This is a genomic window from Leptotrichia wadei (assembly GCF_007990545.2).
GTDB lineage: Bacteria > Fusobacteriota > Fusobacteriia > Fusobacteriales > Leptotrichiaceae > Leptotrichia > Leptotrichia wadei.
The window spans coordinates 2,249,896-2,271,494 of the sequence record NZ_AP019829.2 but is presented as its reverse complement, the minus strand read 5'-3'; the positions used below and the strand labels follow the sequence as shown (position 1 = coordinate 2,271,494).

At 36.6% G+C, this 21,599-nt stretch carries 11 protein-coding genes, 4 tRNA genes and 5 rRNA genes; 17 read left to right on the top strand and 3 right to left on the bottom strand.

Annotated elements, in window-relative coordinates; translation table 11 throughout:
• Window positions 1-48 precede the first annotated feature (48 nt).
• From FVE73_RS10450 to FVE73_RS10430, 5 genes are all read left to right on the top strand, one after another.
• Window positions 49-2,938: ribosomal RNA gene (locus FVE73_RS10450) — 23S ribosomal RNA — on the top strand.
• Between the two features lie 61 nt (window positions 2,939-2,999).
• Window positions 3,000-3,112: ribosomal RNA gene (rrf, locus tag FVE73_RS10445) — 5S ribosomal RNA — on the top strand.
• A gap of 16 nt (window positions 3,113-3,128) precedes the next feature.
• A tRNA-Asn gene (locus FVE73_RS10440) sits at window positions 3,129-3,205 on the top strand.
• Between the two features lie 84 nt (window positions 3,206-3,289).
• On the top strand, window positions 3,290-3,541 hold the full coding sequence (locus tag FVE73_RS10435; protein ID WP_018499471.1) for a hypothetical protein: 252 nt from the start codon (window positions 3,290-3,292) through the stop codon (window positions 3,539-3,541).
• Window positions 3,516-3,836 carry a transposase gene (locus FVE73_RS10430; RefSeq protein ID WP_169458052.1) on the top strand — a complete coding sequence of 107 codons (321 nt, stop codon included), beginning with the start codon at window positions 3,516-3,518 and terminating at the stop codon, window positions 3,834-3,836. Before FVE73_RS10435 ends, FVE73_RS10430 begins: the two co-directional genes overlap by 26 nt.
• A 514-nt stretch (window positions 3,837-4,350) precedes the next feature.
• Here FVE73_RS10430 and FVE73_RS10425 read toward each other — a convergent pair.
• The 3 genes from FVE73_RS10425 to FVE73_RS10415 form a co-directional block, all read right to left on the bottom strand.
• Complete coding sequence (locus FVE73_RS10425; RefSeq protein ID WP_018499469.1) at window positions 4,351-5,739, bottom strand: glycogen synthase; 1,389 nt, start codon at window positions 5,737-5,739, stop codon at window positions 4,351-4,353.
• A gap of 47 nt (window positions 5,740-5,786) precedes the next feature.
• Window positions 5,787-7,040, bottom strand: a complete 1,254-nt coding sequence (locus tag FVE73_RS10420) for a glucose-1-phosphate adenylyltransferase (RefSeq protein ID WP_018499468.1) — start codon at window positions 7,038-7,040, stop codon at window positions 5,787-5,789.
• Between the two features lie 100 nt (window positions 7,041-7,140).
• Window positions 7,141-7,518, bottom strand: a complete 378-nt coding sequence (locus tag FVE73_RS10415) for a hypothetical protein (RefSeq protein WP_018499467.1) — start codon at window positions 7,516-7,518, stop codon at window positions 7,141-7,143.
• Window positions 7,519-8,380: 862 nt separating this feature from the next.
• On the opposite strand from FVE73_RS10415, the gene FVE73_RS10410 reads away from it, so the two are divergent.
• The 12 genes from FVE73_RS10410 (at window position 8,381) to FVE73_RS10350 (ending at window position 21,509) form a co-directional block, all read left to right on the top strand.
• Window positions 8,381-9,892, top strand: a 16S ribosomal RNA gene (locus tag FVE73_RS10410).
• A 38-nt stretch (window positions 9,893-9,930) separates the two neighbouring features.
• A tRNA-Ile gene (locus tag FVE73_RS10405) sits at window positions 9,931-10,008 on the top strand.
• Window positions 10,009-10,019: 11 nt separating this feature from the next.
• Window positions 10,020-10,095 (top strand) — tRNA-Ala (locus FVE73_RS10400).
• An 81-nt stretch (window positions 10,096-10,176) separates the two neighbouring features.
• Window positions 10,177-13,075, top strand: a 23S ribosomal RNA gene (locus FVE73_RS10395).
• A gap of 61 nt (window positions 13,076-13,136) precedes the next feature.
• Window positions 13,137-13,249 (top strand): 5S ribosomal RNA (gene rrf / locus FVE73_RS10390).
• The 16S, 23S and 5S rRNA genes sit together here with 3 tRNA genes alongside, the layout of an rRNA operon.
• Window positions 13,250-13,265: 16 nt before the next feature.
• Window positions 13,266-13,342 (top strand) — tRNA-Asn (locus FVE73_RS10385).
• 734 nt (window positions 13,343-14,076) lie between these two features.
• Window positions 14,077-14,970: a tetratricopeptide repeat protein gene (locus FVE73_RS10380; protein ID WP_018498474.1), complete on the top strand. Its 894-nt coding sequence runs from the start codon at window positions 14,077-14,079 to the stop codon at window positions 14,968-14,970.
• A 17-nt stretch (window positions 14,971-14,987) separates the two neighbouring features.
• A complete protein-coding gene (gene ylxM / locus FVE73_RS10375; protein ID WP_018498473.1) occupies window positions 14,988-15,311 on the top strand; it encodes a YlxM family DNA-binding protein in 324 nt (107 codons plus the stop codon).
• Window positions 15,312-15,881: 570 nt separating this feature from the next.
• Window positions 15,882-17,303 carry a 6-phospho-beta-glucosidase gene (locus FVE73_RS10370; protein ID WP_018498472.1) on the top strand — a complete coding sequence of 474 codons (1,422 nt, stop codon included), beginning with the start codon at window positions 15,882-15,884 and terminating at the stop codon, window positions 17,301-17,303.
• 589 nt (window positions 17,304-17,892) lie between these two features.
• The gene (locus FVE73_RS10360; RefSeq protein WP_018498470.1) at window positions 17,893-18,279 is read left to right on the top strand and encodes a VOC family protein; all 387 of its coding nucleotides are present in this window, start codon (window positions 17,893-17,895) and stop codon (window positions 18,277-18,279) included.
• 94 nt (window positions 18,280-18,373) lie between these two features.
• A complete protein-coding gene (locus tag FVE73_RS10355; RefSeq protein WP_018498469.1) occupies window positions 18,374-18,967 on the top strand; it encodes a flavin reductase family protein in 594 nt (197 codons plus the stop codon).
• Window positions 18,968-19,322: 355 nt separating this feature from the next.
• Complete coding sequence (locus FVE73_RS10350; protein WP_018498468.1) at window positions 19,323-21,509, top strand: dynamin family protein; 2,187 nt, start codon at window positions 19,323-19,325, stop codon at window positions 21,507-21,509.
• Window positions 21,510-21,599: the final 90 nt, after the last annotated feature.

Here is a 21,599-nt window from a genome sequence, read left to right as displayed (position 1 = left end):
TAGGTAAAAGATTATAACTGAACTGGAGTAAAAAAAGTTATTCTGGATAAAAAAGCTAGAAAGGGCACACGGAGGATGCCTAGGCAACAGCAGCCGACGAAGGACGTGATAAGCTGCGATAAGCCGGGAGGAGATGCACATAATCGCTGATCCCCGGATTTCCGAATGGGCAAACCTGCATGCCTGGAGGGCATGCGTGAAAACGGCAAGCCTGCGAACTGAAACATCTAAGTAGCAGGAGGAAAGGAAAGTAAAAACGATTCCCTGAGTAGCGGCGAGCGAACGGGGAAAAGCCTAAACCGTGCCAGTGCCAAGCGGACAGCGTTGCTGGCACGGGGTTGCGGGACTTCCATTAACGGATTGTCATAATGTTTAATCTGCATATGTGTAAGTGGAACCAGCTGGGAAGCTGGACCGAAGAAGGTGAAAGTCCTGTAGAACATAAAGCGTATGTGGAGACTGGAAGCACCCGAGTAGCGTCAGGCACGAGGAATCTGGCGTGAATCAGCGTGGACCAAATCACGCAAGGCTAAATACTGCTGTTGACCGATAGTGAAGAGTACCGTGAGGGAAAGGTGAAAAGAACCCTGAGCAAGGGAGTGAAACAGAATTTGAAACCGTGTGCCTACAAACGGTAGGAGCCCGTTCCGGGTGACTGCGTGGATTTTGGTTAATCATCCTGCGAGTTATGGCTGGTGGCAAGGTTAATAGACGGAGCCGAAGGGAAACCAAGTCTTAACAGGGCGACAAGTCGCCAGTATAGACGCGAAACCTAGTGATCTATACTGTCCAGGCTGAAGCTGAGGTAAGACTCAGTGGAGTAGAACTCACCGCCGTTGAAAAGTTGGGAGATGAGGCAGGTCTAGGGGTGAAAAGCCAATCGAACTAGGAGATAGCTCGTTCTCTCCGAAATGCATTTAGGTGCAGCCTTGAACTGAGATATGTGGGGGTAGAGCTCTGTATGATCTAGGGGGCGTACTGCTTACCGAAATCAAGCAAACTTCGAATACCATATATTATGTTCAGGAGTGAGTCCGTGGATGACAAGGTCCTCGGACGAGAGGGGAACAGCCCAGACCGCCAGCTAAGGTCCCTAATTATGTCTAAGTGGGAAAGGAGGTGGACATTCATAGACAACCAGGAGGTTGGCTTAGAAGCAGCCATGCCTTGAAAGAGCGCGTAATAGCTCACTGGTCGAGAGTGCCTGCGCCGAAGATGTAACGGGGCTAAGACATAAACCGAAGCTGCGGAAGGTACCTTGTATCTTGGTAGGAGAGCGTTCTGTAGGCCGTCGAAGGGATGCCGCAAGGCCATCCTGGAGGTATCAGAAGCGAGAATGCAGGAATGAGTAGCGAGAAGGCGGGCGAGAATCCCGCCGGCCGGAAGTCCAAGGTTTCCAGGGAAGGCTTGTCCGCCCTGGGGAAGTCGGGACCTAAGCATAAGCAAAATTGTGACGGCGAATGGAAAACAGGTTAATATTCCTGTACCGCTGTTATCGCTTGAGAGACGGAGTGACGCAGGAAGGTATGTGAGAAGGCTGACGGTTTAGCCTTTCTAAGGGCCCAGCGTGGGCGCGCAGGAAAATCCGCGCGCCTAGACGTGAGACCTGACGGGGAAGTGCATTTGCATAAGTCGCAGATCCTACACTGCCAGGAAAAACTTCTATCGATGAGAAGCAGCGCCCGTACTGTAAACCGACACAGGTGGACAGAGTGAGAAACTTAAGGCCGACAGGATAACTCTAGCTAAGGAACTCTGCAAAATAGCCCCGTAACTTCGGGAGAAGGGGTGCCTGACATACCTGAAGAGAGAGACGCTCCCAGGGAAACATACCGCAGTGAAGAGTCTCAAGCAACTGTTTACCAAAACACAGGTCTATGCTAAGCTGAAAGGCGACGTATATGGGCTGACACCTGCCCAGTGCCGGAAGGTTAAGAGGAGGGTGAGAGCTCCGATTTGAAGCCCCGGTGAACGGCACGTAACTATAACGGTCCTAAGGTAGCGAAATTCCTTGTCGGGTAAGTTCCGACCTGCACGAATGGTGAAATGATTTGAGAGCTGTCTTGGCTGGAGACCTGGTGAAGTTGTAATGCCGGTGAAGATACCGGCTACCTGCAGTAGGACGGAAAGACCCGTGGAGCTTTACTGCAGCCTGGCATTGGGTTCTGGCAGTGTGTGTATAGGATAGTTGGGAGACTGTGATGCAGTGGCGTCAGCCATTGCGGAGTCGCTGTTGGAATACCAACCATATGCTGCCGGAATTCTAATCTGGCAACGGAGACAGTGCTAGGCGGGCAGTTTGACTGGGGCGGTCGCCTCCCAAAGAGTAACGGAGGCGCTCAAAGGTTCCCTCAGGCTGGATGGAAATCAGCCTGAGAGTGCAAACGCATAAGGGAGCTTGACTGCAAGACTGACGGGTCGAGCAGGTACGAAAGTAGGAGTTAGTGATCCGGCGGTTCCGCATGGAAGGACCGTCGCTCAACGGATAAAAGCTACCCCCGGGGATAACAGGCTGATACTTCCCAAGAGTCCATATCGACGGAAGTGTTTGGCACCTCGATGTCGGCTCGTCTCATCCTGGGGCTGGAGAAGGTCCCAAGGGTTGGGCTGTTCGCCCATTAAAGAGGCACGCGAGCTGGGTTCAGAACGTCGTGAGACAGTTCGGTCCCTATCCACTGCAGGCGCCTGAATACTGAAAAGATCTGACCTTAGTACGAGAGGACCGGGTTGGACAGACCTCTGATGCATCAGCTGTCACGCCAGTGGCACGGCTGAGTAGTCACGTCTGGCACGGATAACCGCTGAAAGCATCTAAGCGGGAAGCCAGCTTTGAGATGAGTATTCGCAGTATCCATAGAGAACATATGGTTGATAGGCTGGGGGTGCAAGTGCAGCAATGCATTCAGCTGACCAGTACTAATATTACGTCTGCTTTTAAGGTGATCTTTTACTTCTGCTATTTATTTCTCATTGTCTTGATAGGCAGCATATATATCCAGTTTGGTGATGATAGCGACAGGGATACACCCGGTAACATTTCGAACCCGGCAGTTAAGTCTGTTAGCGCCTAAAATACTTGGACTTGTCCTGGGAAGATAGGCGGTTGCCAAACTTTTTTGAATATGTGTGTCTCCGTAGCTCAGCTGGTTAGAGCATCTGACTGTTAATCAGAGGGCCGTTGGTTCAAGTCCAACCGGGGACGCCATTTTTTTTTATTTGAGGATGTCCTGCCCCTGATCATAATACAGTTGCCAGATTTATCTCCAACTATAAAATCGAAATCGAGGAGTTGTTCTATCAGCTGATAAACAGATTTAATGAATTAAATAAAATCGATTTAGAAAATGTATTTATTGACGGTACAAAAATTGAATATGATGCGCATATTAAAATTTGTGGTAATAGAAACAGCTGCTCTAAAACGGATAGGGATGCAATGTTTATGAGAATGAAGTCAGTATTGGAAAGTAGAAGTTTAAAATTTAAAAATATTGTTGCAGATGCGGGGTATGAAAGTGGTGGAAAACATGTCATTCAATGAAGAAACCGATACATATACGTGTGCAAATAATCGGGAACTTGAATTCAGGCATGTTTCAAAACAAAAAAATAAAAGCGGATATATATCGGAAAAGAAAGTATACGGATGTACTAACTGTGCGGGATGTCCACTTGCAGAAAAATGTAAAATGACACCACATAACAAAAAACTTTATGTAGCCGATAATTTTTTAAGATTCAGAAAACAGTCACAGGAAAATATAGCAACAGAAAAAGGGATAATACTTAGAATGAACAGGAGTATTCAGGTTGAGGGGCAATTTAGCAGAATATGAACTTTAAACGCTTTAAATACCGTGAAAAGTCTAAGGCTAAAGTTGAAGTTATACTATTCGCTGTTGAATATAATTTAAGAAAATATGTTCATAAAAAATACAGAAACGTGAAGGCATGCAACTTTATGAATTGGCCGTTAATTAAGTTTTAAGAGAAACAGAGTTCTCTAATTTTTTAGTACAGTTTTTCTTCGATTAGAAAAAAATTCTAATTCAGATAACTGCGAGAAATTGGAGAATTTAAAAAAAGAAGCTGAATTCAAAATTTTAATCATTTTGAGACAGCCCTTTTTTTATTTGTAAAATTGAATTTATTTTTGTTATGTCATATTCTTCTTAGCGGAGTTTTTTTTATTTATAGTAAACTGCTTTAAAACTGAACTCAAAAGTTATGACTATTTTGAATCTATATGCTCTTTAATAGTTTAATTTTAAATAGGTCTGAGTGCAATAAAAAATGGAGTTTAACAATATTGTTTTACTCCATTTTTTGTATAAATTTGATTTTTTATAATTAATAAGATTTAGCTAATTCATAAAGTTTTTCATATTCTTTTGCAGATCTATCCCAAGAAAAATCTAAATCCATATTTCTTTTAACTAATTTTTCCCAAATATCAGGTCTATCATAATAAATTCCTTCTGCAACTTTTATTGTAAATAACATGTCATCTGCATTAAAGTTTGTGAATGAGAATCCATTTCCTTCGTCTGTAAAGATGTTATAAGGTTTGACAGAATCTTTTAATCCACCAGTTTCCCTTACGATTGGGATAGTTCCAAATCTCATTGCAATCATTTGACTAAGTCCACAAGGTTCATATCTTGAAGGCATTAAAAACATGTCGCTTCCAGCATAAATTTCATTTGCAAGCTGTCCATTATAACCAAGATAAACTTTGAATTTATCAGGATACTTCCAAGCTAGATGGTTATAATAGTCTTCGTAAAATTTATCTCCACTTCCTAAAATTACAATTTGGACTGCATCATATTGCAGTAGATTTTCAAGAGCTGCAGATACTAGATCCAATCCCTTTCCTTCAACAAGTCTTGAAATTATTGAAATTAGAGCAACATCTGATTTTGGAAGTCCTAATTTTTCTTGTAATAAGTATTTATTTTCTCGTTTTTTATCTAAAGATTCTTTATTAAAGTGAATTATCCCTTTTGTTGTTTCAGGGTTAAATACATCTGTATCTATTCCGTTTAAAATACCATGAATATATTTTCTGTTTGTGATCCATTCAAGCCCTTCACCAAAATATGCATATTTTATTTCTTCAGCATAAGTCGGACTTACTGTATTTACTACATCACCATATCCTATTCCGATTTCCATGAAGTTTAGATCATTTCTATCATCCATATAATATCCCATTCTTTCAAATGAATATTTAGAAAATCTACCTTGATACATTAGATTGTGAATTGAATAAACAGTTCTCATGTCCCAGTAAAATGGATCATAATTATATCTGACATTTAAAAAATATGGAACTGGACCAGTTTGCCAATCGTTACAGTGTAAAATATCAGCCTGTAAATTAATTTCCTTTAAGAATCTGAGTGCCAATTCTGAAAACATCGCATATTGAACATCTTGGTCAAAATCTCCATAAACATGTCCTCTTTCGTATAATGCTTTATTTTCAATAAAATAATAATTTATTTTGTCATCAGGATATCTTACCAAATTAAATACATCTCCATGACTCTCAAGTCTTGCAACCCATTCTAGTTTTTCAAGATACTTTAATGGTATTATGTCATATTTAGGCATTATTATAGAAACTTCATGTCCCAATTCCTGCATTTTTTTAGGCAATGCACCAAGAACATCGGCTAATCCACCAGATTTATAAAACGGAGCCACTTCAGATGCCAAATATACAATTTTCAAATTAATCACTCCTTATTAAAAAAATTTCTTATATTAAACAATTTAGATTACCATTTAATAGTTTCTCCTGGTTCTATTAATCTATTGTCATCATGTACTTTTACTTCAGCAAAAATTCTTACATTCTTACCAACAATTGATCCATCAGGTATAACTACACCTTTTCCAATAACTGTAATTCCTGAAGATAATAAATCTGGACGTTCTTTATTTGGAATATTTGCATTTCCATTTCCTATAAATGAGTTTTTACCAATATATGTTTTTTTATCGGCAATAATTGTATCTAGGTGAGAATTTTCATCTACGTAAGTTCCAGAAAAAATTATACTATTTCTAACAGTTGCCCCTTTTCTAACAGTAACACCTGGTCCTAATACTGAATTTTCAACACTTCCTTCAATTTTACATCCATTACAGATTAGTGAATTTTGAACACTTCCTGTAACTCCAATTCTTACTGGCGCTAAGTCTTCACTTCTTGTATAAATTTTCCATCCTTGGTCGTACAAGTTAATTCCAACTTCTTCAGATTTTTTGATTAAGTCCAAATTTGCTTCCAAGTATGAATCATAAGTTCCTACATCTTTCCAATAACTGTCATAAGTATGAACATAAACTTTTCTATCTTCTTGAATCATTGAAGGAATAACATGTTTTCCAAAATCTAAATCGCTATTTTCTAATTTTTCAAGATATTCTAGTAAAGAATCAGTATTAAAAATATAAATTCCCATTGAAGCTAAATTACTTTTTGGTTCTGCAGGTTTTTCTTCAAAGTTTAATATTTTTTTATCTTTATCAACTTCAAAAATACCAAATCTGCTTGCTTCTTCAATAGGTACAGGTTGTACAGCTATTGTTAATTCAGCTTCATTTTCTTCATGTTCTTTTAACATCCATCTGTAATCCATTTTATAAATATGATCTCCTGATAAGATTAATACGTATTTTGGATTTTTACTTTTAATAAAGTCAATATTTTGTCTAATAGCATCTGCAGTTCCTTGATACCAAGAGTTTCCTCCAAGCTTTTCGTGTGGTTGTAACATTGTAATACTGGAATCTCTTCTGTCAAAATCCCAAGGTTTTCCAGAACCGATATGTTCATTTAATGACAGTGGCAAATATTGAGTAAGTAATGCAACATCGTAAATACCTGAATTTGAACAGTTACTGAGTGCAAAATCTATTATTCTAAATTTTCCAGCAAAAGGAACACTTGGTTTAACTCTTTTTTCTGATAGAATATCAAGTCTTGAACCTCTTCCACCAGCTAAAATCATAGCTAAAACTTTCATATAAATACCTCCATTTTTATTCTTTACAATTAAAGTATACCCCTATTTTTAAAAAAATCAAATAATTTTTACAAAAAATTTGTAATAAATTTATTATGTTTTATAAGCTTATTTCTTTTATTTTAATAATTCCTAAAATTTTTTCAATAAGATCTTCAAAAATAACATTTTTATCTTTTTCATTATTATGTAAAATTAGAAAATATAAATCACTATAAAATTCTTTTTTTACTCCATTTATAGAAAAATATCCACATTTTATTTTCTTTTCATTTTTTAAAACAAGTATTCTTTCTTTGTTATCGTTAGTTTTAGAAAAATAAATTCCAAATGTCAAATTGTCAAATTGAATTTTTTCAATATTTTTATCTTTAATTTCCTCGTTTTTTAAATAAAAATTTTTACATATCTCCTTATTTAACTTTTCAATATTTTCTTCATTCATAAAGTAGATAAAATCCTTCAGCTCTTTCTTCATAATTCATTTCCTCCATTTTTTAATAATTCCCATTAATTTGAATATTTAATTTTTTATTACGAACTAGTATTTAATATTTATCTCTTTTTTTCAAATAATATTAAAAATACTTTTCTAGTAATTTTATTAAATAAGTAAATTAAGTTAAAATATTGTATCATAATATATCTAAAATTATTAGAGTATATTTTATATTTTATTAAATCCATTATAAAGCGCTGATAATGATGATTTCTTTATATCTTTAAATATTAAAATAAAATTAAATAAATACACAAAAAATGATATAAAGCTCCTAAAAATAAGGAATGATTAATTTTAAATTATTAAAAAAATATAAAATTAATTTTTGGTTAATTTTTTAAAAAAACGAAGAATCAATCTGCAGAACTGGATTATGCTTAACTACTCTAAAAATAATAAAAAAGTTTCTGATAAACAATTTAGCGATAAAGCAAATAAAATTTCTTTCATTAAGGTATATCTGAATTTGTCTTTTTTCAGAAGAAGTAAAAATATTTATGGTGACTTTATTTAAAATTTTCATCATTATTATTTTGCGTAGTAAGAATGTACTTTTTTCTTTGGTGAAATGCTTTTAGTATATTATTTTTACTATGTTTTTTTTATATGTTTTAGGTATTGCACTTGATTATACAATACACTAAAAAATTTCAAAAAAGTAGTTGACAAACAATCCCTTTTATGATAATATATATCTTGTCGATACGAAAATGTATCATGGACAATAGAGATATTAATAATGTAAAGAAGCAATTAAGTGTATAATCAACAAGTCAAGCATCTTGAAAAAGATGGCGTCAAGACTAATTAGGTGAAATTTAAATATATGCGAATATATTGAATGAAGAGTTTGATCCTGGCTCAGGATGAACGCTGACAGAATGCTTAACACATGCAAGTCTTTGGCGAAGCTGTGCTTGCACAGCCTAGCCAAGGCGGACGGGTGAGTAACGCGTAAGGGACTTGCCCTGCAGTCAGGGATAACAGACGGAAACGACTGATAAAACCTGATAAAGTCAGGCGGACTCATGTCCAGCCTGATGAAAAGGAATGCTGCAGGAGAGCCTTGCGTCCTATTAGCTTGTTGGTGGGGTAACGGCCCACCAAGGCGATGATAGGTAGCCGGCCTGAGAGGGTGGACGGCCACAAGGGGACTGAGATACGGCCCTTACTCCTACGGGAGGCAGCAGTGGGGAATATTGGACAATGGGGGCAACCCTGATCCAGCAATTCTGTGTGCACGATGAAGGTCTTCGGATTGTAAAGTGCTTTCAGCAGGGAAGAAAAAAATGACGGTACCTGCAGAAGAAGCGACGGCTAAATACGTGCCAGCAGCCGCGGTAATACGTATGTCGCGAGCGTTATCCGGAATTATTGGGCATAAAGGGCATCTAGGCGGCCGGATAAGTCTGGGGTGAAAACTTGCGGCTCAACCGCAAGCCTGCCCTGGAAACTATGCGGCTAGAGTACTGGAGAGGTGGACGGAACTGCACGAGTAGAGGTGAAATTCGTAGATATGTGCAGGAATGCCGATGATGAAGATAGTTCACTGGACGGTAACTGACGCTGAAGTGCGAAAGCTAGGGGAGCAAACAGGATTAGATACCCTGGTAGTCCTAGCTGTAAACGATGATTACTGGGTGTGGGCATGAAGAGTGTCCGTGCCGAAGCAAATGCGATAAGTAATCCGCCTGGGGAGTACGGCCGCAAGGCTGAAACTCAAAGGAATTGACGGGGACCCGCACAAGCGGTGGAGCATGTGGTTTAATTCGACGCAACGCGAGGAACCTTACCAGATCTTGACATCCTGCGAAGGCCTGCGAGAGCAGGCTGTGCCTCCGGGAACGCAGAGACAGGTGGTGCATGGCTGTCGACAGCTCGTGTCGTGAGATGTTGGGTTAAGTCCCGCAACGAGCGCAACCCCTATTGCCAGTTGCCATCATTAGGTTGGGGACTCTGGCGAGACTGCCTGCGAAGAGCAGGAGGAAGGCGGGGATGACGTCAAGTCATCATGCCCCTTATGATCTGGGCTACACACGTGCTACAATGGCCGGCACAGAGAGCTGCAAGGCGGCAACGCCAAGCCAACCTTCAAAGCCGGTCCAAGTTCGGATTGAAGCCTGCAACTCGGCTTCATGAAGCTGGAATCGCTAGTAATCGCAGATCAGCAATGCTGCGGTGAATACGTTCTCGGGTCTTGTACACACCGCCCGTCACACCACGAGAGTTGTCTGCACCTGAAGCTGCCGGTCCAACCGCAAGGGGGAAAGCATCTAAGGTGTGGATAGTGATTGGGGTGAAGTCGTAACAAGGTATCCGTACCGGAAGGTGCGGATGGATCACCTCCTTTCTAAGGAGCGATAAGCACTGCTTCTTTATGTATCTTATGGGCGTGTAGCTCAGGTGGTTAGAGCACTGTGCTGATAACGCAGGGGGTCGCTGGTTCGAGTCCAGCCATGCCCACCATAAGATGTCTTGGGGATATAGCTCAGTTGGGAGAGCGCTGCCCTTGCAAGGCAGAGGTCAGCGGTTCGAACCCGCTTATCTCCACCAATATTATTATTTAGGACAATGGGAAATGAATAGTAGGTAAAAGATTATAACTGAACTGGAGTAAAAAAAGTTATTCTGGATAAAAAAGCTAGAAAGGGCACACGGAGGATGCCTAGGCAACAGCAGCCGACGAAGGACGTGATAAGCTGCGATAAGCCGGGAGGAGATGCACATAATCGCTGATCCCCGGATTTCCGAATGGGCAAACCTGCATGCCTGGAGGGCATGCGTGAAAACGGCAAGCCTGCGAACTGAAACATCTAAGTAGCAGGAGGAAAGGAAAGTAAAAAACGATTCCCTGAGTAGCGGCGAGCGAACGGGGAAAAGCCTAAACCGTGCCAGTGCCAAGCGGACAGCGTTGCTGGCACGGGGTTGCGGGACTTCCATTAACGGATTGTCATAATGTTTAATCTGCATATGTGTAAGTGGAACCAGCTGGGAAGCTGGACCGAAGAAGGTGAAAGTCCTGTAGAACATAAAGCGTATGTGGAGACTGGAAGCACCCGAGTAGCGTCAGGCACGAGGAATCTGGCGTGAATCAGCGTGGACCAAATCACGCAAGGCTAAATACTGCTGTTGACCGATAGTGAAGAGTACCGTGAGGGAAAGGTGAAAAGAACCCTGAGCAAGGGAGTGAAACAGAATTTGAAACCGTGTGCCTACAAACGGTAGGAGCCCGTTCCGGGTGACTGCGTGGATTTTGGTTAATCATCCTGCGAGTTATGGCTGGTGGCAAGGTTAATAGACGGAGCCGAAGGGAAACCAAGTCTTAACAGGGCGACAAGTCGCCGGCCATAGACGCGAAACCTAGTGATCTAGGCCTGTCCAGGCTGAAGCTGAGGTAAGACTCAGTGGAGGGCCGAACTCACCGCCGTTGAAAAGTTGGGAGATGAGGCAGGTCTAGGGGTGAAAAGCCAATCGAACTAGGAGATAGCTCGTTCTCTCCGAAATGCATTTAGGTGCAGCCTTGAACTGAGATATGTGGGGGTAGAGCTCTGTATGATCTAGGGGGCGTACTGCTTACCGAAATCAAGCAAACTTCGAATACCATATATTATGTTCAGGAGTGAGTCCGTGGATGACAAGGTCCTCGGACGAGAGGGGAACAGCCCAGACCGCCAGCTAAGGTCCCTAATTATGTCTAAGTGGGAAAGGAGGTGGACATTCATAGACAACCAGGAGGTTGGCTTAGAAGCAGCCATGCCTTGAAAGAGTGCGTAATAGCTCACTGGTCGAGAGTGCCTGCGCCGAAGATGTAACGGGGCTAAGACATAAACCGAAGCTGCGGAAGGTACCTTGTATCTTGGTAGGAGAGCGTTCTGTATAGTCGAAGGGATGCCGCAAAGCCATCCTGGAGGTATCAGAAGCGAGAATGCAGGAATGAGTAGCGAGAAGGCGGGCGAGAATCCCGCCGGCCGGAAGTCCAAGGTTTCCAGGGGAAGGCTTGTCCGCCCTGGGGAAGTCGGGACCTAAGCATAAGCAAAATTGTGACGGCGAATGGAAAACAGGTTAATATTCCTGTACCGCTGTTATCGCTTGAGAGACGGAGTGACGCAGGAAGGTATGTGAGAAGGCTGACGGTTTAGCCTTTCTAAGGGCCCAGCGTGGGCGCGCAGGAAAATCCGCGCGCCTAGACGTGAGACCTGACGGGGAAGTGCATTTGCATAAGTCGCAGATCCTACACTGCCAGGAAAACTTCTATCGATGAGAAGCAGCGCCCGTACTGTAAACCGACACAGGTGGACAGAGTGAGAAACTTAAAGCCGACAGGATAACTCTAGCTAAGGAACTCTGCAAAATAGCCCCGTAACTTCGGGAGAAGGGGTGCCTGACATACCTGAAGAGAGAGACGCTCCCAGGGGAAACAGGCCGCAGTGAAGAGTCTCAAGCAACTGTTTACCAAAAACACAGGTCTATGCTAAGCTGAAAGGCGACGTATATGGGCTGACACCTGCCCAGTGCCGGAAGGTTAAGAGGAGGGGTGAGAGCTCCGATTTGAAGCCCCGGTGAACGGCAGCCGTAACTATAACGGTCCTAAGGTAGCGAAATTCCTTGTCGGGTAAGTTCCGACCTGCACGAATGGTGAAATGATTTGAGAGCTGTCTTGGCTGGAGACCTGGTGAAGTTGTAATGCCGGTGAAGATACCGGCTACCTGCAGTAGGACGGAAAGACCCCGTGGAGCTTTACTGCAGCCTGGCATTGGGTTCTGGCAGTGTGTGTATAGGATAGTTGGGAGACTGTGATGCAGTGGCGTCAGCCATTGCGGAGTCGCTGTTGGAATACCAACCATATGCTGCCGGAATTCTAATCTGGCAACGGAGACAGTGCTAGGCGGGCAGTTTGACTGGGGCGGTCGCCTCCCAAAGAGTAACGGAGGCGCTCAAAGGTTCCCTCAGGCTGGATGGAAATCAGCCTGAGAGTGCAAACGCATAAGGGAGCTTGACTGCAAGACTGACGGGTCGAGCAGGTACGAAAGTAGGAGTTAGTGATCCGGCGGTTCCGCATGGAAGGACCGTCGCTCAACGGATAAAAGCTACCCCGGGGGATAACAGGCTGATACTTCCCAAGAGTCCATATCGACGGAAGTGTTTGGCACCTCGATGTCGGCTCGTCTCATCCTGGGGCTGGAGAAGGTCCCAAGGGTTGGGCTGTTCGCCCATTAAAGAGGCACGCGAGCTGGGTTCAGAACGTCGTGAGACAGTTCGGTCCCTATCCACTGCAGGCGCCTGAATACTGAAAAGATCTGACCTTAGTACGAGAGGACCGGGTTGGACAGACCTCTGATGCATCAGCTGTCACGCCAGTGGCACGGCTGAGTAGTCACGTCTGGCACGGATAACCGCTGAAAGCATCTAAGCGGGAAGCCAGCTTTGAGATGAGTATTCGCAGTATCCATAGAGAACATATGGTTGATAGGCTGGGGGTGCAAGTGCAGCAATGCATTCAGCTGACCAGTACTAATATTACGTCTGCTTTTAAGGTGATCTTTTACTTCTGCTATTTATTTCTCATTGTCTTGATAGGCAGCATATATATCCAGTTTGGTGATGATAGCGACAGGGATACACCCGGTAACATTTCGAACCCGGCAGTTAAGTCTGTTAGCGCCTAAAATACTTGGACTTGTCCTGGGAAGATAGGCGGTTGCCAAACTTTTTTGAATATGTGTGTCTCCGTAGCTCAGCTGGTTAGAGCATCTGACTGTTAATCAGAGGGCCGTTGGTTCAAGTCCAACCGGGGACGCCATTTTTTTATTTGTTGAATTTATTTTTGTCATGTCATATTCTCCTTAGCGGAGTTTTTTTTATTTATTATTATAATTTTTTTGTGTATTTTTTAAAGATAGAATAAAATATTTTTTTAATTATACTCGAATCCATTTAAAATTAAACTATTGAAAATTATATAGATTTAGGTTTTAAGTAAAATAGTCATAGTTTTTGAGTTCGATTTTAAGATAGTTTTACTATATATTCAAATTTATGAAATTAATTATTATATTTTACAGAAAGTTAAATTATTTAAAAATATAATTTTTTTAATCATTCTCCAAAATTTTTACTCTTTCCTAAAGGAAAAAAATTAGATTTATTTAAAAAATTATGATATTATAAATAATATTGATATGGTGAGGTTAATATTATTTTTTATTTAGATAGTTAATTTGTTATAAATTTTTTACAAAAGATTGAAAGAAAAATAAATAGAATGTAATTTTTGGCTTTTAAATGGAGATGAATATAATAGTTAAATAAAAAAAGTGGTTAATATTGAATTGTTGATAAGTTATTTCGATAAAAAATGGAGTTGTTGGGAACATTTGTTAAAGGGATTTGAATATATAGTAAAACTGTCTTAAAACTGAACTTAAAAACTGTGACTATTTTAGTCAACTCCTAAATTCATATGATTTTTAGCGGTTTAATTTAAAATAAATTTGAGTATAAAATAAAAAAAATTTAAAAAGAAGGAAATTATAAATGACTGGAAAAGAAAAGGAAGTAAAAGAAAATAGGATTCAGGAATTGCTTGTGAAAAGGGAAGAGTATTTGAATAATGGGGAAATTGAGAAGGAAATTGAGGTTTTGAGAGAATTGAGGGTGTTGTTTAGAAGAATTTTTGGGCAGGAGAGTGAAGAAAATGTGAAAATTTTGACGGAATTGGGGAATGCGTTGAAATATGTGGGGAAATTTGATGAGTCGGTAAGATTATTGACGAAGGCGGAAAATATTATTTTGGAGATTTATGGTGAAAACAGTCTTCCGTATGTGACTTGTAATGCTAATCTTGCTGAAGTTTACAGGGTTATGATGAATTATGAAAAAGTTGAGGAAAAATATCATAAGGCGATAAAAATTTATAAAAAAAATAATTTTCAAAATGGATATATATTTGCTGGAATTTGTAATAATTTGGGGCTTTTTTATGAGGAAAATGGTCGGTATCAGGATTCGGTGAAATGGCAAAAAAAAAGTTTGATAATATTGCAGGATCTGGAAGATAGTGAGATTCAGGGAGCAATTATATTGAGCAATATGGTAAAGCCTTATTTGAAACTTGATGAAAAAAAGATGGCAGAAAATATAGTAGATGAAGTGTTGAAAATATTAAAGAGACGAGTTGGAGAAGGCAGTAATCTCTATTTAAATATTTTGAATAATTTTATAAATGCTTATTTTGAAAATAAAAATTATAAAAAGACATTGGAATTACTGGAAAAATGTGAAAAAATTTCTAAAGATGTTTTTGGAATTGAAAATGAAAATTATAAAGCAATTTTAGAAAAAATAAAAATTGTGAAAAATAAAATTGATAAAAATAAAATGGAAAAGTATGTATGGAAAAAACAAATTGTAAAAAAAGTAAAAAAATAAAGGGAGTTTGAAAATATATGGATAAATTAGATGATTTTTTAAAATATTCTGTATTATTTTCCTATTATGGCGAACTTTTTCCAAAGAAAAAGAGAGAATATTTAGAACTTTATCTGGAAGAAAACAGTTCTCTTTCAGAAATTGCAGAGCAATGTGGAGTTACGAGACAAGCAGTTTTTGATAATATAAAAAAGGGAGTTCGGAAACTGGATGAATATGAAAATAAACTTGGAATATTTAAAAAGGAAAAGGAACTGAAAAAGAAATTGGAATATTTGAAAAAGAATTTTACTATGGAGAATCTAGATAAAATAATAGAAGATTTTGATTATGCAGAATAGTTTAGAGACATTATATTTAGTATTATTTTTTAATAATAAAATTATTTGATAATTTAGTTTAAATTTCAGATTAGGTTAACTAAATATTGTTTATTATAAAGATCAAAAAAATAAAATTTTTATTTCTTAAATAACATGAAAACAAAAAATAAATTTCTATTGACAAATGAAAAAGTTAGGGTATAATTACTATGTAAAGAATATGTGAAATTATAAACTTTTAAATTTTAGATTATTGCTATTTGGATTAGACAAAACTGAAATGGTGGGGAATGGTTCTAAATGAATATTTTCCCCTTTTAGTTTTGTTTTTTTTGTTTATTTTTTAGTTTTGATTTTAAATTATTGTAAAAATATAGATTATTACTAAAAGTTAATAGAAATTGTGAGAAATAAACTGAAAGAATTAAATTGATTTTGAAATGATAGTGAAAACTATAAATTGTTTTTGAAAACTGTTGTATTGTTAACATAAAGAATTATTTCTAAAGTTTAAAATTTTAAATAATTATAAAGATAAAATTTTTAAAAATAATTAAAAATATGAAAATTATTAAGGAGGAAATAGAGATGGGATTTAGAAAAGACTTTTTATGGGGCGGAGCTACTGCTGCAAATCAGCTTGAAGGAGCTTATAATGTGGATGGAAGAGGGCTTGCCAATGTAGATTTTTCGCCAGTTGGGGAAGATAGGCTTGCTGTAATTACTGGGGAGAGAAAAATGCTGGAATTTGACGATGAGCATTTTTATCCTGCTAAAGGGGCGATTGATTTTTATCATAGATATAAGGAAGATATTGCATTGTTTGCTGAAATGGGATTTAAGACTTATAGAATGTCGATTGCGTGGACTCGTATTTTCCCAAATGGAGATGAAGAAACTCCGAATGAAAAAGGGCTTGAATTTTATGAAAATGTATTTAAGGAATGTAGAAAATATGGCATTGAGCCATTGGTTACAATAACGCACTTTGATTTCCCTATTCATTTAATCAAGGAATATGGAGGATGGAGAAACAGGAAAGTTATTGATTTCTACAAAAGATTGTGTACTGTAATTTTCACTAGATATAAAGGACTTGTAAAATACTGGCTTACATTTAATGAAATTAATATTTTATTACACGCACCATTTATGGGAGCAGGAATTGTTTTTGAAGAAGGGGAAAATAAAAATCAGGTTTTATATACTGCGGCACACAACGAATTAGTGGCAAGTGCTTGGGCTACAAAGATTGGACATGAAATTGACCCTGAAAATAAAATTGGATGTATGCTTGCGGCCGGGAAATTTTATCCACTTACTTCAAAGCCGGAAGATGTATGGACTGCACTTGAAAAAGACAGAGAAAATTATTTTTTCATAGATGTACAGGCTCGTGGATATTATCCTGCCTATGCTAAGAAATTTTTTGAAAGAGAAAATATAAACATTGGAATTACAAATGAAGATGAGCAAATTTTGAGGGAAAATCCAGTTGATTTTGTTAGTTTTTCATATTACACAACTCGTTGTATCTCTGCTGAAGCCGATAGACTTGGAGAAGGAAACTTGCTAAAAACAATGAGAAATCCATATATTGAAGTGACAGACTGGGGATGGGGGCTAGATCCGTTAGGATTTAGAACGACAATAAATGAAATTTATGACAGATACCAAAAACCGTTGTTTGTTGTGGAAAACGGGCTTGGAGCTGTGGATGTTCCAGATGCAGATGGATATGTGGAAGATGATTATAGAATTGACTATTTGAGAAATCATATAAAGGCAATGAAGGAAGCGGTTGAACTGGATGGAGTGGAACTTCTAGGATATACAACTTGGGGACCTATCGACTTAGTAAGTGCGGGGACTGGAGAAATGAAAAAACGTTACGGATTTATCTATGTAGATAGAGATAACGATGGAAATGGAACATTGAAGAGAAGCAAGAAAAAATCATTTGACTGGTATAAAAAGGTTATTGCAAGTAATGGAGAAGATTTGGATTAGCATTTGAAATTATTTATTGAAAAAATTAGTAAAAAATAAGGGGATTTTTAAAATAGCGAATCCCCTTTGCTTTTGTGTGGAACTTTTTATACTAAACTCTATGTAAATAACAAATTTATTACAAGCTTTTCTAATAAAGGATATAAACTTAATATTTCAAATAATTAAAATCAGAATTTTAGAAAAAATAAAAATGTAAAAGGAAAATTGGTATGAGGGCAGATTGACTTGTTCCAGTCGGCAGTGCTTTTTCAGCTAAATTCAAATAATGTACTGTTTACATTGGCTTTAGCATTACTTATAAGTTGGCTTGACAGGAGAGAGGAAAACAGGATAAAATCTTGAATTATTTGTTTTATCCTGTACATTTATTAATTTTGGGGCTATTGAGGTTATGTTTTAAAATAGGAATTTAGAATGGAGTTTACGTGAAGGAACGATAATTAGCATGGTTCTATTTGGACCTTTACTTGGAATGTTTATGCCAAGAATTGAAAAACTCTATGAAAAATGGGATTTAGTTGATGGAAAAAGTCAAATTGAGAAGGAAATAGAAGGATTGGAATAAAAAATATTGAAAGGATCAATTATGAAAATAAATCATGTAGCAATTTATGTAAAAAATTTGGAAAAAACAAGGGAATTTTATGAGAAATATTTTGAAGCAAGGGCAAATGAGAAATATCATAATAAAAATACTGGATTACAGACTTATTTCCTAACTTTTCCTGATAGTGAAGCACGGCTTGAAATAATGTCACGTCCTGAACTTTCGGAAAGAAACGATAAAATAATGAATGAAGGCTTTATCCATCTTGCTTTTAGCGTTGGGAACAAAGAAAATGTTGATAAATTGACAAAAAGACTTATAAATGATGGATTTAAATGTTTAAGTGGACCTAGGACGACTGGAGATGGTTATTATGAGAGCGTTGTTGAGGATTGTGAAGGGAATTTGATAGAAATAACTGAATGATAAAATATTTATTTGCAAATTGAGAAAAAAGATTTGGGGAGTATAATTACTAAGAAGGTACATAAAAATTTTCATATATTGAGGAGTGGTAATTATGTTTAAAAAATTAGAAAAAAATGGGTTTTATTATGGATTTCCAGTATTACTGATGACTACAAAGGATAAAGAAACAGGCAAAAGCAATGTAACTCCGTTATCATCTTCATTTGTACTTGGAAAATCAATAGTTGTGGGAATAGGATTTGGAAATAAAGGATTTAAGAATATTGAAGGTGGATCGGACGTAACTTTTAATATTCCAGATGAAAACTTGTACGAAAGTGTGAAAAAAATTGAAAAATTTACAGGCGATACAGAAATATCAGAAGTAAAGCAAAATCTTGGGTATACATATTGTGAAGATAAGTTTAAGATTGCAGGATTCACTGAACTAGCTGGTGAAATGGTAAATTCTGTGAGAATAAAGGAGTGTTCAATTCACATAGAGGCAAAAGTTACAGATGTTCAAAAAAAAGACTGGTTTGCCATAGTAACCTGCGAAATACAGGGGATTTTTGTCGATGAAAAAATAATGAAGGATGATTCTCACATTGATACTCAAAAATGGAAACCATTAATTTATAAATTTAGGGAATATACCTCAACAGGCGATAGATTGGGATTGAATTTTAATTTTCAGGAAGTTTAGAAAAACGGTAAATTTATATTGTAAAATAAAAAATAGAGATTGTGCAGTAATTTTGAATGAAAAAAGAAATATTTTTATTCATAATTAATTGTAAAAAAGGTGAAAAAGATACTCTAGTCTTCGTTGGCTGGGGTATTTTTTTTGTAAAGTTTTGTGATGTTCTCCAATGTCATTAAAATATTTCATTTTAGGGATATAAAATAAGATTTAAAACGATAAATTCAATTTTTTAAATTATAAATATGCCAAATTGCATATTTTTTATCAAAATTATTGACAAAACTTTGTTTGTATGATATTATACAGAAAATAAGAAGTTAACTTTTTAAATATTACAATGTAAAGGAGAAGTAAAATGACAAAATTTAATTTAAAAGATTTTAGAGAAACTTATTTAAAATTAACACAAAATGAATTAGCTGAACTAATAAGTGTCAGACAAGATAGAATTTCAAGATTAGAACAAAATTTAGATACAATATCATTAGAAGAATTAGTTGTATTAGCAAAAAGGACAGGAAAGTCATTAGATGAACTAGCAAATTATAAAAAAGATATTCCTCATGAACTAACTATTAATGATTGTTGGGATAAAGTTCGTTATATAAAAAATACTATAATAAATTACATCAAGGATTTTTTTCCTAAAAATAATCAAAATTATATCAGTAAAATAGAAGATTTAAGAAAAAATATTGAAGGAATAACACGAAAGCCGAGAATTGTTTTTTCTGGAAAATCAGATTCAGGAAAAAGTACTATGATTAATGCTTTAATAGGTAAAGAAAAAATGCCTACAAATTGGACACCTACAACATCTATTATTGTCTATGTTAAGGATATATTAGAGAGACCTGATTATATTGAAGATGAACTATGGATTTTTAGAAAAGGTAAAAATACAGAGTGGGATGACACTAGACTGTACGATGAAAAATATTGTAGAGAATGGAAAATTGCTAGTGGGAATGCAGAGATATTATCTCAATATGGAGTTAGAAAAGGACATGATTATAATAAAGATGTTGGTTCAGCAGTATTATTTGTAGATTCTCCTATTTTAAAAAACTGTGATATTTTGGATATACCTGGTATTACTGCTGGAATTGAAAGTGATAATATAGCTGCAAATCAAGCACAATTAAAAGCTGATGTTTTAGTATATTTATCTCAAGCCTCAGGGTTTTTACAAATTGAAGATGCTAATTATTTAAAAGAAGCGCTTGAAGTGTTGTCACCCTTAGAAGAAACAGAAGGAACGGGTTTATCTCCAATGTCTAATTTATTTATAGTCGCAACACATGCTCATCATATAAATCCTAGAACAGATTTAAAAAATATATGTGATAGTGGTTGTGATAGATTTGCTGACACAGTCGCTGATTCTTTTTGGGAGAGATACTCATATAATTCAAAGAAAATATTTACAAAAAAAGATTTAAGAAAGAGATTTTTTACATATGCAATTGATATTGAAGATTTAAGAGAAAATTTTGAAAAAGAATTAAAAAATACAATAGAGAATTTGCCTAAATTACTTGAAAAAAAAGTATTTAATATTACGAAAGATTATATTAAAAATGAATCAGAAAAAATGAAAAAAGAAGTACAAAAATACGAAGGTTTAATAAATGAAAGAGAACGTTATTCTAAACTTCTTGAAGAAATAAAGAAAAATGAACCAAAAAGAAAGTTTTTATTAGAAGAAAATAATAGAAATGTTAAAAATAAAATTTTTGATTTAGATAATGAAACCAAACAAAAATTTAAAGAGGACTATAATCGAATATTAACAGAAGAAAATATTATAAAAATAATAGATGAAAGAGAATACAAAAATAAAAAAACTGATTTAGAAAAATTAGGTTCATATATAAGTTCAGAAGTCCAAGATGTATACAGAAAAAATTTGGAAAAAACAACTGAAAAATTTAAAAATATAATGGATGAATACTTATTAAAAACGCAAAAGAGTCTTGAAATTGATAACTTTAATAGTATGAATATTAACCTTAATTTTGATTTTAAAAGTGCTTTTATAGGTGGTTTAGCAGGTGTTGCTACTTTAGGTGGTTTAGCTTTTTGGGCTTCGACTTTAGGAAATCTAGGTGCTTATATATTAGTTGCAAAAGGAGTTAGTATTCTTTCAGCTTTAGGAATATCCATTGCAGGAGGAACAGCTACAGCTACTGCTTTTGTAGCTTCAATAGGAGGACCTATAACTTTAGGTATTGCTGCTGCTATTTTGGTAGGTTTAGCAATATGGGGAATCTTTAGTGGTAGTAGTTGGAAGAAAAAAATTGCTGAGAAAATAATAAAAGAGTTTAATAAAAATATATATAAATATGACAATGCTATCACTCAATACTGGAATGATACGGAAAGCGGATTTAATATTGCAAAAGATAAGATGGAAGAAGAATGGCAAAATTATATTAATAATTTAGAAAAAGAATTATATCATTCTGATGTGAATGAATTAAAAGAAACTTTGAAAAATGCAAAAGAAGTTGAAGATTTTTTTTTAAATACCCCTCTATAAAAAATAAACTTTATCCACTTATAAAAGAAATATAGAAAATAAACAAGGAGTTGGTATTTAGCTCCTTGTTTTTTAATAACTAAGAAAAAA

Coding starts and splice junctions, on each gene's coding strand:
- FVE73_RS10355 (WP_018498469.1), top strand. CDS start 18,374: ATGTTTAAAAAATTAGAAAAAAATGGGTTTTATTATGGATTTCCAGTA.
- FVE73_RS10360 (WP_018498470.1), top strand. CDS start 17,893: ATGAAAATAAATCATGTAGCAATTTATGTAAAAAATTTGGAAAAAACA.
- ylxM (WP_018498473.1), top strand. CDS start 14,988: ATGGATAAATTAGATGATTTTTTAAAATATTCTGTATTATTTTCCTAT.
- FVE73_RS10370 (WP_018498472.1), top strand. CDS start 15,882: ATGGGATTTAGAAAAGACTTTTTATGGGGCGGAGCTACTGCTGCAAAT.
- FVE73_RS10415 (WP_018499467.1), bottom strand. CDS start 7,518: ATGAAGAAAGAGCTGAAGGATTTTATCTACTTTATGAATGAAGAAAAT.
- FVE73_RS10380 (WP_018498474.1), top strand. CDS start 14,077: ATGACTGGAAAAGAAAAGGAAGTAAAAGAAAATAGGATTCAGGAATTG.
- FVE73_RS10420 (WP_018499468.1), bottom strand. CDS start 7,040: ATGAAAGTTTTAGCTATGATTTTAGCTGGTGGAAGAGGTTCAAGACTT.
- FVE73_RS10350 (WP_018498468.1), top strand. CDS start 19,323: ATGACAAAATTTAATTTAAAAGATTTTAGAGAAACTTATTTAAAATTA.